Below are 12,742 nucleotides of genomic sequence, written 5' to 3' on the forward strand. Positions count from 1 at the left end.
AAGGTTCCGGTAATATCGTATAATGCGCCGCACTTTACGTAAAAGACGAGTGCGGCCATGATTGATAACACCCTTCCCCTGACTGATTTACATCGCCACCTTGATGGCAATATCCGCGCCCGGACCATCCTTGAGCTGGGGCAGCAGTACAATATTGCCCTGCCCGGAAATACCCCGGAAACCCTCCTTCCCCATGTGCAGGTCACCAGCAACGAGCCTGATCTGGTGAGCTTCCTGACCAAGCTCGACTGGGGGGTGAAGGTCCTGGCCTCACTGGAGGCCTGCCGCCGGGTCGCTTTCGAAAATGTCGAAGACGCAGCGCGCCAGGGGCTGCACTATGTGGAGCTGCGCTTTTCGCCCGGCTACATGGCCATGAACCATAATCTGCCCCTGGCCGGGGTGGTGGAAGCGGTGATCGACGGCGTGTGCGCCGGTTGCCGGCAGTATGGCGTGCAGGCCCAACTGATAGGTATTATGAGCCGCACCTTTGGTGAGGCCGCCTGCCAGGCGGAGCTTAATGCCCTGCTGACCCGGCGGGAGAACATTATCGCACTGGATCTGGCCGGTGATGAGCGGGGCTTCCCCGGTGAGCTTTTCCGGGACCATTTCCGCACCGCACGCGATGCCGGGTGGCATATTACCGTCCATGCGGGCGAAGCCGCAGGCCCGGAGAGTATCTGGCAGGCTATCCGCCAGCTGGGGGCTGAGCGTATCGGCCACGGGGTGAGAGCCACCGACGATCCGGCACTGATGGACTATCTCGCCCGGGAGAAGATTGGGATTGAATCCTGCCTGACATCCAACATTCAGACCAGCACCGTCGCCGGGCTGCACCAGCACCCGCTGCGGACATTCCTTGACCACGGCGTACCCGCCACGCTGAACTCCGACGATCCGGCAGTCCAGGGGGTTGATATCATCCACGAATATCAGGTCGCCGCCCCGCAGGCGGGGCTGAGCCCGGCCCATATTCGCCAGGCACAGATAAACGGCCTGGAGATGGCGTTTCTGACCCCGGCGGAAAAACAGGCCATCCGCGACAGGGTCGCCCGCAACCAGGACCAGACCGCCTGAGTGCCCCCGGCCGGGGGCATGGGGTTTATGCCACCGGCAGGCGCCGCCCTTCCCGGGCGGAGGTGATCCCCAGTTCGATAAGCTCCATGACCGCGATCGCCTGTGAGGCGGGCACCGGGTTTTCACCGTCGCCGTTTATCGCATCGCGGATTGCCGCATAATACGCCGGGTAGTTGCCCGGGATGGTGAGCAGCGTTTTTTCATCCAGCCCGTCTTTAATTTCGGTGGTGACCACACCGTCGCGCATATCGTAGCCCCAGTCTTCCTGGGGCAGGCGGTCCCCGGCTTTAAGCCGGTCTTCCTGCGGGTCGAGGCCAAATTTCACATAGCTTCCCCGGGTGCCGTGAATAATAAAGCGCGCGGATTCCGCCGCCGCCAGCATGGTGCTGTGCAGGATAACCCGCCGCCCCGGGTAGCTCAGCTGGGCGTGGAAATAATCCGTGGTGCTGGCCCCCGGGCGGAGCTGGGCGAGATCAACGCTGATCGCCTCCGGCAGGCCAAATAACTGCAACGCCTGATCCAGAAGATGCGGCCCGAGATCGTACCAGATCCCGGTGCCCGGCCCGGCCTGCTCCCGCCAGCGATCACGCACCTGCGGGCGAAAGCGGTCAAAGTGCGATTCGAAATAGACCACCTCGCCCAGTTCCCCTTCTTTGAGCAGGTTTTTTACCGTCAGATAGTCGCTGTCCCAGCGGCGGTTATGGAATACACTAAGCAGTAACCCTTCCCGCTGCGCCAGCGCTTCCAGCTCCCGGGCCTCTTCCAGGGTGACGGTAAAGGGCTTATCTACCACCACGTTTTTCCCGGCCAGCAGGGCCGCTTTTGCCAGCGGGAAGTGGGTATCGTTCGGGGTGGGAATCACAATCAGGTCAATATCCGGATCGTTAAATAACGCCTCCGGGCTGTTTACGACCGGCACATCTGGCCAGTCTGCGGCCACTTTCGCCCCATTGCTGCTGGAAACAGCCGTCAGTTGCAGGCCCGGCGTGCCGGAGATCAGCGGCGCATGAAATGTTTTGCTGGCATAGCCGTAGCCCACCAGTCCAACGTGAATACTATCCATCATCAATTACCCTCTGTGCGACAGTCTTTTGCATTTCACCTCATTAACGCGCGGCTCACAACCCCCGACGCACATTATCAATCACCACCGGCGGATAACACCGCAGCGGCGGTGCGGCATATTGTCCCCGAGCATGAGTGCGCGAATACCGGGTTATTAATTAACTCAGATTAGCCTGCCTTATTAATAATCCTGGTAACACTCACGCCACGGGAAATATCCGGTGCGGAAAATTAACTGCCGACGCATTAAAGTTACCCATGTCACAATTTGCTCATTCCGCTAAATGTATTAGCGCCTGTGCCTTTTTATTTTAAGCCCCGTTATTGTATGATGCCGTGGTCAGTAATGCCCCGCAGAGAGCCATTTGATTAATAACCAACACGCAACGGGCCACGGCTGGCGCGGGCCGCGCCGTCTGATAACTACTCACAAGAATAACGGGCCGCTGCCCATTCTGATTTTTACTCTTTACCCCAGGATTTTGCTTATGACCGTGCTGGACTATATATTAAAATTTCGCAAAATAAATAACCTCGAAAGCCTTGAAAAATTATTTGATCATCTTAATTACTCCCTGACAGACAGCGCAGAGATCATTAATATGTACCGGGCGGCAGATCATCGCCGGGCGGAGCTGGTCTCCGGCGGGAAGCTGTTTGATCCCGGCCAGGTGCCCAAAACCATTTGGCGCTTTGTGCAGTAGCCCTTCTGTATCGGGTAGCAATTCCCGGGAAAATCCTTATAATCCATGCCCTCACGTATTGGGGGGGATTCCCGCTGTTTGCCCGCAATCCCGGAGGCACAATGTCCACAACATCACCAGCGCGTATTGGCGGCTGGCTGCTGGCACCGCTGGCCTGGTTACTGATGACCTTAATCAGTACAACGCTGATTAATATCTTCTATACCCGCGCCCTGTTCAGCGCCCACAGCCATCAGCTTCTGGCTGACCAGCCTGCCGGTCAGGTGATGCTCTGGTATCTGTCACTGGCCTGTGCGTATGCAATGTGGGGGTACACCCTGTGGCTTACGGTCGCCTTCTTTAAGCGCCGCCGGACGGTGCCACGCCACTACATTATCTGGTTACTGATTACGGTATTACTGGCGGTGAAATCTTTTGCTTTCGCACCGGTCACTGACGAGCTTGCCGTGCGCCAGTTGCTGTTCCCGTTGCTGGCTGCGGCCGTTCTGGCCCCCTACTTTCGCCACTCAGCGCGCGTAAAGCAGACGTTCACCAACGATTAATACCCATACAGATACTCCGTTGTCGCCAGGCCGGGATTGTCCGATAATAGGCGGCTATTTTTGTTTCAGGTCGAAAAATGACTGATTATTTGCTGCTCTTTGTCGGGACCGTGCTGGTCAATAACTTTGTCCTGGTGAAGTTTCTCGGTTTGTGCCCGTTTATGGGGGTGTCCAAAAAGCTGGAGACCGCCATCGGAATGGGGATGGCCACCACCTTCGTGATGACCCTTGCCAGCATCAGCTCCTGGCTTATCAACCGCTTTATTCTCGAACCGCTGGCACTGACCTATCTGCGCACCATGGCGTTTATTCTGGTGATTGCAGTGGTGGTGCAGTTCACCGAGATGGTGGTGCGTAAAACCAGCCCGGCGCTCTACCGCCTGCTGGGGATCTTTTTGCCGCTTATCACCACCAACTGTGCCGTGCTCGGGGTGGCCCTGCTGAGTATCAATTTACAGCACAACTTTTTACAGTCTGCCCTGTACGGTTTTTCTGCGGCGCTGGGGTTCTCCCTGGTGATGGTGCTGTTTGCCGCGATCCGCGAGCGTCTGGCCGTGGCCGATGTACCGGCGCCATTTAAAGGCAATGCCATCGCGCTGATCACCGCAGGGCTGATGTCGCTGGCGTTTATGGGCTTTAGCGGGCTGGTGAAACTCTGATGAATATGATTGTCATCGCGGTAGGGGTACTGACGGTTCTGGGGCTGATTTTTGGTCTGGTGCTGGGCTATGCCTCGCGCCGGTTTGCCGTGGCCGACGATCCCATCGTGGAAAAAATTGATGACCTGCTGCCCCAGAGCCAGTGCGGCCAGTGTGGCTACCCGGGCTGCCGCCCCTATGCGGAAGCTATCGCCAATAACGGCGAGAAAATTAACTGCTGTGCGCCGGGCGGTGAAGCGGTTATGCAAAAAATAGCCGCGCTGATGAATGTGGATCCGCAGCCCATTACCGGCGATGCGGCCAGCCGGGAGCCGGAGCGGATGCTGGCATTCATTGACGAGGCCAACTGCATTGGCTGCACCAAGTGCATTCAGGCCTGCCCGGTGGATGCGATTGTCGGGGCCACCCGCGCCATGCATACCGTGGTGGCGCAGCTGTGTACCGGCTGCAACCTGTGTGTGGCCCCCTGCCCGACCCAGTGCATTACGTTACACCCGGTGGCGACAACACCTGATACCTGGAAATGGGATCTGAACACCATTCCCGTGCGCAATATTCCCGTGGAACACCATGCTTAATTTATTCTCCGCTTTTCGCAAAGATAAACTGCGCGATTTTGACGGGGGGATCCACCCCCCGGAAATGAAAACCCAGTCCAGCGGCACACCACTGCGCCAGGTGCCGCTGGCCGGGCGCTTTGTGATGCCCCTGAAACAGCACCTGGGCGCAGAGGGCGAGCTGTGCGTGAGCGCAGGTGACCACGTATTACGCGGCCAGCCCCTGACCCGTGGCCGGGGAAGAATGCTGCCCATCCATGCCCCGACCTCCGGGACCGTGGTTGCCATTGCCCCCCATCCCACGGCGCACCCTTCCGCGCTTAATGAGCTGAGCGTGATTATTGACGCGGATGGCGAAGATACCTGGATCCCCCGGGAGGGCTGGGCCAGTTACCAGCAGTACAGCCGCGAGGCGCTGATTGAGCGCATCCACCAGTTTGGTGTTGCGGGCCTTGGCGGAGCGGGCTTCCCCACCGGTAATAAACTGGCGGGCGGCGGCGATAAAATCGACACGCTGATCATCAATGCGGCGGAGTGTGAGCCCTATATCACCGCCGACGATCGCCTGATGCAGGAGTGTGCCGCTCAGGTGATCGACGGGGTGCGCATCCTGGCCCATATCCTGCAACCGCGCCAGGTGCTGATCGGTATTGAGGACAATAAACCCCAGGCCATCTCCATGCTGCGGGCGGTGCTGGGTAACGATCCGCTCATCCGGCTGCGGGTGATCCCCACCAAGTACCCCTCTGGCGGGGCAAAACAGCTCACCTGGATCCTCACCGGTAAACAGGTGCCCCACGGCGGGCGCTCTTCAGATATTGGCGTGCTGATGCAAAACGTCGGGACAGCCTATGCGGTAAAACGCGCGGTTATCGACGGCGAACCCCTGACCGAGCGGGTGGTCACCCTTACCGGGGAGGCCGTTGCCCGCCCGGGGAATGTCTGGGCGCGCCTTGGCACCCCGGTCCGACACCTGCTTAATTTCGCCGGGTTTGTCCCCCGCCAGAACGACAGCATGGTTATCATGGGCGGGCCACTGATGGGCTTTACCCTGCCCTGGCTGGATGTGCCGGTGGTGAAGATAACCAACTGCCTGCTGGCCCCTTCAGAGCAGGAGATGGGCCCGGCCACCCCGGAGCAGCCCTGCATCCGTTGCAGCGCCTGTGCCGAAGCCTGCCCGGCGGATCTGATGCCCCAGCAGCTTTACTGGTTCAGTAAAGGCGCCCAGCACGATAAAGCCCGAAGCTGGCAAATTAATGACTGTATTGAATGCGGTGCCTGCGCCTGGGTCTGCCCGAGCAGCATCCCGCTGGTGCAGTATTTCCGCCAGGAAAAAGCAGAGATCTACGCACTGGACGCTGAAGCCCGGCGTAATGCGGAGGCGAAACAGCGCTTTGAAGCCCGCCAGCAGCGCCTGGAGCGGGAAAAAGCCGCCCGGATGGCGCGCCACCAGCAGGCGGCTGTCCAGCCTGACGCCCGGGATAGCCAGGCGATTCAGGCGGCCCTGTCCCGGGTGCGGGATAAAGCCGCCAGCGCCGCGCAGCCTATCGAGATTATCGCCGGTCAGCTGCCGGATAATCAGGCAGCGATTGCCGCCCGGGCGGCCCGCAAGGCCCAGGCCCGTGCCCGCCAGGCGGAAAAACAGGCTACCGCACCGGTGGCTGCCACCACCAGTGACAGTGGCGACGACCCGCGCAAAGCGGCGGTAGAAGCCGCCATCGCCCGGGCCAAAGCCCGCAAGGCCGCCGCAACCGGGGAGCCCCCTGCCAGTGCAGCACCCGCTCCGGCGGAAGCGGTGGATCCGCGCAAAGCGGCTGTAGAGGCCGCCATCGCCCGGGCCAAAGCCCGCAAGGCCGCCGCAACCGGGGAGGCCCCTGCCAGTGCAACACCCGCCCCGGCGGAAGCGGTTGACCCACGCAAAGCCGCCGTAGAGGCCGCCATCGCCCGGGCCAAAGCCCGCAAAGCCGCCGCAGCCGGGGAATCCCCTGCCAGTGCAGAACCGGCCCCGGCGGAAGCGGTGGATCCGCGCAAGGCTGCCGTAGAGGCCGCCATTGCCCGGGCCAAAGCCCGCAAGGCCGCCGCAGCCGGGGAATCCCCTGCCAGCGCAGCGCCCGCCCCGGCGGAAACGGTGGATCCGCGCAAAGCCGCTATAGAGGCCGCCATTGCCCGGGCCAAAGCCCGCAAAGCCGCCCAGCATACGCACCAGGACTAATTTATGGTTTTCAGAATCGCAAGCTCTCCGTTCACCCATAATCACCGCCATACCGCGCGGATCATGACGCTGGTTATCCTGGCCATGATCCCGGCCGTGCTCACCAGCCTGTGGATGTTTGGCTGGGGAACCGCCATTCAGCTGGTGCTGGCGGTGGCCAGCGCCCTGCTGGCGGAAGCCCTGGTCGTCAGACTGCGGCGCCAGAAAATGCGCGCCGTGCTGGGGGACAATACCGCCCTGCTGACCGGCCTGTTACTCGGTGCCAGTATCCCGCCCCTGACCCCCTGGTGGATGGTGGTGCTCGGTACGGTGTTTGCGGTGATCATCGCCAAGCAGCTGTATGGCGGGCTGGGTCATAACCCGTTCAACCCGGCGATGATCGGCTATGTGGTATTACTGATCTCCTTCCCGGTCCAGATGACCAGCTGGCTGCCACCGGCGTCTATTGCTGCCAGCGCGCCGGATTTCACCACCGCCTTACAGGTGATTTTCACCGGCCACAGCGCCGCAGCGCCCGGGGTTCACGCCCTGCAAATGGGGATTGACGGTATCAGCCAGGCCACCCCTCTCGATACCTTTAAAACCGGGCTTCACGCGGGGCATCCGGCCAGCGAACTGCGCCAGTCCACCATATATGGTGGCGTGCTGGCGGGGATTGGCTGGCAGTGGGTTAACCTTGCCTGGCTGCTGGGCGGGATATTTTTGCTACTGACCGGCACCATCCGCTGGCATATTCCGGTCAGCTTTCTGGTCACGCTGTTTATCTGCTCGGCGCTGGGGTATCAGCTGGCGCCGGAGCGCTTCCTCTCGCCGCTGATGCAGCTGTTTTCCGGTGCCACCATGATGGGGGCGTTCTTTATTCTTACCGATCCGGTAACCGCCTCCACCACGCCGCGCGGCCGCCTGGTTTTTGGCGCCCTGGCCGGGTTGCTGGTCTGGCTGATTCGCAGTTTTGGCGGTTACCCGGACGGGGTCGCCTTTGCCACGTTACTGGCGAATATTACCGTTCCGCTTATCGACTACTACACCCGCCCCCGGGTGTATGGTCACCGTTAAGGAGTTAGCGTGTTACAGACACTGCGCAAACATGGGGTCACCCTGGCGGTATTCGCGGCCCTGACCACCGGGCTTACCGCGGTGGTGAATGCCCTGACCCAGGGCACCATTGCCCGCCAGAACGCCGACCAGCAGCAGGCGCTGTTTAATGAGGTGTACCCGGCATCGCTGTACGACAACAGCCCCCGCCAGCACTGCCTGGTGGTCAGCGATCCGGCGCTGGGCCGCGGCCCGCACCGTCTCTGGCTGGCAACCCGTCAGGATAAGCCGGTGGGGGTTATCATCGAGGCCACCGCACCAGACGGCTACTCTGGTGCCATTCAGTTGCTGATCGGGGCGGATCTTCAGGGGACGATACAAGGGGTCCGGGTCACCGAACATCACGAAACGCCCGGGCTTGGCGACAAGATAGAGCTGCGCGTCAGTGACTGGATCCGCCACTTCGCCGGGCAGCATATCCAGGGGCCGGACGATAAACGCTGGGCGGTGAAAAAAGACGGCGGCGAATTCGACCAGTTTACCGGTGCCACCATCACCCCCCGGGCGGTGGTGAACGCGGTAAAACGCGCGGGCCTGTTCGCCCGGCACCTTCCGGGCCAGCTTGACCAGTTACCTGCCTGCACAGGAGAGATCCAGTGAGTAGCACAGTAAAAGAGATTTTCGTTCAGGGGTTGTGGAAGAACAACTCCTCGCTGGTGCAGCTGCTTGGCCTGTGCCCGCTGCTGGCCGTCACCTCCACCGCCACCAATGCGCTGGGGCTGGGGCTGGCTACCACCCTGGTGCTGACCCTGACCAACAGCGCTATCTCCGCCCTGCGCCGCTGGATGCCCCCGGCCGTGCGGATCCCGATTTACGTGATGATTATCGCCTCGGTCGTCAGCGTTGTGCAGATGCTTATCAACGCGCTGGCCCTGGGCCTGTATCAGGCGCTGGGGATCTTTATTCCGCTGATTGTCACCAACTGTATCGTGGTCGGGCGGGCGGAGGCCTTTGCCGCCAGAAACGGCGTGCTGCACTCAGCGCTGGACGGGTTCGCCATCGGCCTTGGGGCCACCAGCGCCATGTTTGTGCTGGGATCACTGCGCGAAATTCTCGGCAACGGTACCCTGTTCGACGGCGCAGACGCGCTGCTCGGCTCCTGGGCAAAGGTGCTGCGCATTGAGGTGTTCCACACAGATACCCCCTTCCTGCTGGCGATGCTGCCGCCGGGGGCGTTTATCGGCCTGGGGCTGATGCTGGCCGGGAAATACCTGATTGATGAGCGCGCCCGCACCCGCAAATCTGCACAGCAAGCCCCGGCGGCGACCCACACGGAGAGTATGCAATGAACAACGCCAGACGCCGGGAGATCCTCACCCGCCTGCGGGCAGAGAATCCCCACCCGACCACCGAATTACAGTTCACCACCCCGTTTGAGCTGCTGATTGCGGTGATGCTTTCCGCCCAGGCAACGGATGTCAGCGTGAACAAAGCCACGGCGAAGCTCTACCCGGTAGCCAACACGCCAGAGGCCATTCTGGCCCTCGGGGTGGAGGGGCTTAAGACCTATATCCGGACCATCGGGCTATATAACAGCAAAGCAGAGAATGTGATTAAAACCTGCCGGATGCTGATCGAGCTGCACCACAGCCAGGTGCCGGAAGATCGCGCCGCCCTGGAGGCCCTGCCCGGTGTCGGGCGCAAAACCGCCAATGTGGTGCTCAATACGGCCTTCGGCTGGCCGACCATCGCCGTCGATACCCATATCTTCCGGGTCTGTAACCGCACCGGTTTCGCGCCGGGCAAAACCGTTGAACAGGTTGAGGAGAAGCTCCTCAAAGTGGTTCCGGCGGAATTTAAAACGGACTGCCACCACTGGCTTATCCTCCACGGGCGTTATACCTGCATTGCCCGTAAGCCGCGCTGTGGCTCCTGCCTGATAGAAGATCTCTGCGATTATAAAGAGAAAACCCCAATCTGACCGCCCCGGTACGCGGGTGCCCCGGGTGCCCGCCAGCGGAGGCTGCTCACCTTATTGCCGCGCCGGAATCACTCCCTCATATCAATAAAACCGATTAATCGACATTTCATCATGAGAATTTTTCATAGATACGTGATGGAGATCACACTGATAACAGAATGTTAAATTTACGTATCTTTTCAGCACCTTTCCCCATGCTATTGACATTAGCAATCGGTTTCTGATGGAACATACAACCATCTCTCATTCTTAATAATGGTGATATTCACCATGTAAAGAGCAAACCAGCAGCATATATCACTATTTACTGTAATAAATCGCCAGCCCTGAGATAAAAATTTGCCAATCGCTTCGCTTATAAAATTTAACGCTGAATAACATTTGCCTTTTTGGTTAATTATATTGAATGGTTTATATGTAACAGATTATTTCAAAAGTATTGCAGGAAGTCTCAGGATGAGGAAGATTACTGACCGTTTCACCCTTCTTATAACTAGAAAGTGACTGCCAGAGGCAACACACTGCACGACGCCCGCATATCATGCGGCGCAAAAAAAGAGGTTCATGTGTCGACAGCAAACAAAAAACCAGCAGAAAGCGTAAGTATGAACGCTTTCAAACAACCGAGATCGTTCTATCTCATTTTTTCTATTGAGTTGTGGGAACGTTTTGGTTTCTACGGCCTGCAGGGCATTATGGCCGTTTACCTGGTCAAAATGCTGGGTATGTCCGAAGCCGACTCCATCACCCTGTTCTCTTCCTTCAGTGCTATGGTCTACGGCCTGGTTGCTATCGGCGGCTGGCTGGGCGACAAAGTGCTGGGGACCAAACGCGTTATCGTCTTAGGCTCCATTGTGCTGGCCATTGGTTATGCGCTGGTGGCGTGGTCCGGTCACGATGCGGCTATTGTCTATGTGGGGATGGCGACCATCGCCGTGGGTAACGGTCTGTTTAAAGCCAACCCGTCTTCCCTGCTTTCTACCTGCTATGAGAAAGACGATCCGCGTCTTGATGGCGCATTCACCATGTATTACATGGCCATCAACATCGGTTCTTTCTTCTCTATGCTGGCTACCCCGTGGCTGGCCGCACACTTCGGCTGGAGCGTGGCCTTCGCGCTGAGCGTCGTGGGCATGCTGCTGACCCTGGTGAACTTTATGTTCTGCCGCAGATGGGTGAAAGACTACGGCTCCCGCCCGGACTTCGAGCCGGTGCATCTGGGCAAGCTGCTGGCGACCCTGGTCGGGGTCGTGGTGCTGGTGGGTATTGCCACCTGGCTGCTGCATAACCAGAGCATCGCGCGTATGGCGCTGGGCGTTATCGCACTGGGTATCGTGATTATCTTCGCCAAAGAAGCCTTCGCTATGCAGGGTGCCGCACGCCGTAAGATGATTGTCGCCTTTATTCTGATGCTGGAAGCCGTGGTGTTCTTCGTGCTGTACAGCCAGATGCCGACCTCTCTGAACTTCTTTGCTATCCGTAACGTAGAGCACTCCCTGCTCGGTATCGCCTTTGAGCCGGAGCAGTACCAGGCCCTGAACCCGTTCTGGATAATGATAGGCAGCCCGATTCTGGCGGCTATCTACAACAAGATGGGTGACCGCCTGCCGATGCCGCATAAATTCGCCATCGGGATGATCCTGTGCTCCGGCGCCTTCCTGGTGCTGCCCCTGGGGGCCAAATTTGCCAGCGATGCGGGTATCGTCTCCGTTAACTGGCTGATTCTGAGCTATGCCCTGCAGAGTATTGGTGAGCTGATGATCTCCGGTCTGGGCCTCGCGATGGTCGCGCAGCTGGTGCCTCAGCGTCTGATGGGCTTTATTATGGGGAGCTGGTTCCTGACCACTGCCGGTGCGGCGCTGATTGCCGGTCGCGTGGCGAATATGATGGCAGTGCCGGAAAACGTCACCGACCCGTTAATCTCCCTGGAAGTCTACGGCCACGTCTTTAAGCAGATTGGTATTGTGACCGGTGTGATAGCTATCCTGATGATGCTCACCGCCCCGCTGCTTAACCGCATGACCATGGATGACTCCACGGCTAAAAAAGCAGAAAAAACAGCCGCCTGATCCCCGTATCACTGCGGTTGCTGAAAACCTGCCCCCGGGCAGGTTTTTTTTTGCTTAATCGCCCGCTTTGCACCGGCCAGCGTCATTCTGATCTCGTCATCTGGCCAGGATATCTGTTATAAAATTCACCTGACGTGTCCTGCGGACAACACTGGCGACAGCATCAGCACAGAGAAAGGAGTTACGGATGAAACTGTATTACAAATCGGGGGCCTGCTCACTTTCACCCCATATTGTTCTGCGCGAAGCGGGGCTGGACTTTACGCTGGAGCGCGTAGACCTGGCGAGCAAAAAAACCGAAGCGGGTGAAGATTACCTGCACATTAACCCCAAAGGCCAGGTGCCTGCCCTGCTGCTGGACAGTGGCGACATGCTCACTGAAGGGGTGGCCATTGTTCAGTACCTGGCCGACCAGGTGCCGGATCGCAACCTGATCGCCCCGGCGGGAACCCTGGCCCGTTACCACGCTATCGAATCCCTTAATTTCATCGCTACCGAGCTCCACAAAGGGTTTACTCCGCTCTTTACGCCCGGTGTGCCGGATGAGTATAAAAAAATCGCCACAGAACGTCTGCTGCGCCATTTCGCCGCACTGGATGTGCTACTCGGCGAGCAGGACTACCTGCAGGGTGCCCGTTTTAGCGTGGCGGATGCCTATCTGTTCACGGTACTGGGCTGGGCATTTATGCTGAAGTTCGATCTCAGCCATCTGCCGGCGCTGCAGCGCTACTACCAGCGGATTGCCGCCCGCCCGGCAGTCAGGGCAGCCCTGGAAGCCGAAGGGTTAAAATAAGCTAAAAAAAACCCGGCACGGTGCCGGGTTTTCTCATTTAAGTGCGGGTGC

13 protein-coding genes are annotated in these 12,742 nt (G+C 59.2%); 12 read left to right on the plus strand and 1 reads right to left on the minus strand.

The features are described from left to right. Positions 1-57 precede the first annotated feature (57 nt). Entirely contained in the window at positions 58-1,074 is a 1,017-nt protein-coding gene (add, locus tag EBL_RS10915) for an adenosine deaminase (RefSeq protein WP_002440418.1), read from the plus strand. 25 nt (positions 1,075-1,099) lie between these two features. Here add and EBL_RS10920 read toward each other — a convergent pair whose 3' ends face one another. Continuing rightward, positions 1,100-2,140 (minus strand): oxidoreductase, encoded by a 1,041-nt coding sequence (locus EBL_RS10920; RefSeq protein ID WP_002440417.1) that lies wholly within the window; start codon positions 2,138-2,140, stop codon positions 1,100-1,102. Positions 2,141-2,627: 487 nt separating this feature from the next. On the opposite strand from EBL_RS10920, the gene ydgT reads away from it, so the two are divergent. The 11 genes from ydgT to gstA all read left to right on the plus strand — a co-directional run bounded on the left by ydgT (position 2,628) and on the right by gstA (position 12,691). Beyond that, a complete protein-coding gene (gene ydgT / locus EBL_RS10925; protein WP_002440415.1) occupies positions 2,628-2,843 on the plus strand; it encodes a transcription modulator YdgT in 216 nt (71 codons plus the stop codon). Positions 2,844-2,944: 101 nt separating this feature from the next. Continuing rightward, positions 2,945-3,385 (plus strand): DUF2569 domain-containing protein, encoded by a 441-nt coding sequence (locus EBL_RS10930; protein WP_002440414.1) that lies wholly within the window; start codon positions 2,945-2,947, stop codon positions 3,383-3,385. Positions 3,386-3,462: 77 nt separating this feature from the next. Beyond that, positions 3,463-4,044, plus strand: a complete 582-nt coding sequence (gene rsxA, locus EBL_RS10935) for an electron transport complex subunit RsxA (RefSeq protein WP_002440412.1) — start codon at positions 3,463-3,465, stop codon at positions 4,042-4,044. Beyond that, on the plus strand, positions 4,044-4,622 hold the full coding sequence (gene rsxB, locus EBL_RS10940) for an electron transport complex subunit RsxB (protein WP_002440410.1): 579 nt from the start codon (positions 4,044-4,046) through the stop codon (positions 4,620-4,622). The genes rsxA and rsxB overlap by 1 nt, the downstream gene beginning before the upstream one ends. After that, on the plus strand, positions 4,615-6,813 hold the full coding sequence (gene rsxC / locus EBL_RS10945; protein ID WP_002440409.1) for an electron transport complex subunit RsxC: 2,199 nt from the start codon (positions 4,615-4,617) through the stop codon (positions 6,811-6,813). The genes rsxB and rsxC overlap by 8 nt, the downstream gene beginning before the upstream one ends. A 3-nt stretch (positions 6,814-6,816) precedes the next feature. Continuing rightward, positions 6,817-7,869: an electron transport complex subunit RsxD gene (gene rsxD / locus EBL_RS10950; RefSeq protein ID WP_002440407.1), complete on the plus strand. Its 1,053-nt coding sequence runs from the start codon at positions 6,817-6,819 to the stop codon at positions 7,867-7,869. A gap of 9 nt (positions 7,870-7,878) precedes the next feature. Beyond that, on the plus strand, positions 7,879-8,508 hold the full coding sequence (gene rsxG, locus EBL_RS10955; RefSeq protein WP_002440406.1) for an electron transport complex subunit RsxG: 630 nt from the start codon (positions 7,879-7,881) through the stop codon (positions 8,506-8,508). Further along, positions 8,505-9,197: an electron transport complex subunit E gene (locus EBL_RS10960; RefSeq protein ID WP_002440405.1), complete on the plus strand. Its 693-nt coding sequence runs from the start codon at positions 8,505-8,507 to the stop codon at positions 9,195-9,197. The genes rsxG and EBL_RS10960 overlap by 4 nt, the downstream gene beginning before the upstream one ends. Beyond that, complete coding sequence (gene nth, locus EBL_RS10965; protein WP_002440404.1) at positions 9,194-9,829, plus strand: endonuclease III; 636 nt, start codon at positions 9,194-9,196, stop codon at positions 9,827-9,829. Before EBL_RS10960 ends, nth begins: the two co-directional genes overlap by 4 nt. A 566-nt stretch (positions 9,830-10,395) precedes the next feature. After that, positions 10,396-11,898 carry a dipeptide/tripeptide permease DtpA gene (dtpA, locus tag EBL_RS10970; protein WP_002440402.1) on the plus strand — a complete coding sequence of 501 codons (1,503 nt, stop codon included), beginning with the start codon at positions 10,396-10,398 and terminating at the stop codon, positions 11,896-11,898. Positions 11,899-12,085: 187 nt separating this feature from the next. Further along, a complete protein-coding gene (gene gstA, locus EBL_RS10975; RefSeq protein ID WP_002440401.1) occupies positions 12,086-12,691 on the plus strand; it encodes a glutathione transferase GstA in 606 nt (201 codons plus the stop codon). The last annotated feature ends 51 nt before the right edge of the window (positions 12,692-12,742 follow it).

Origin of the sequence: Shimwellia blattae DSM 4481 = NBRC 105725 (assembly GCF_000262305.1) — a bacterium.
In the GTDB taxonomy this organism is placed as follows: domain Bacteria; phylum Pseudomonadota; class Gammaproteobacteria; order Enterobacterales; family Enterobacteriaceae; genus Shimwellia; species Shimwellia blattae.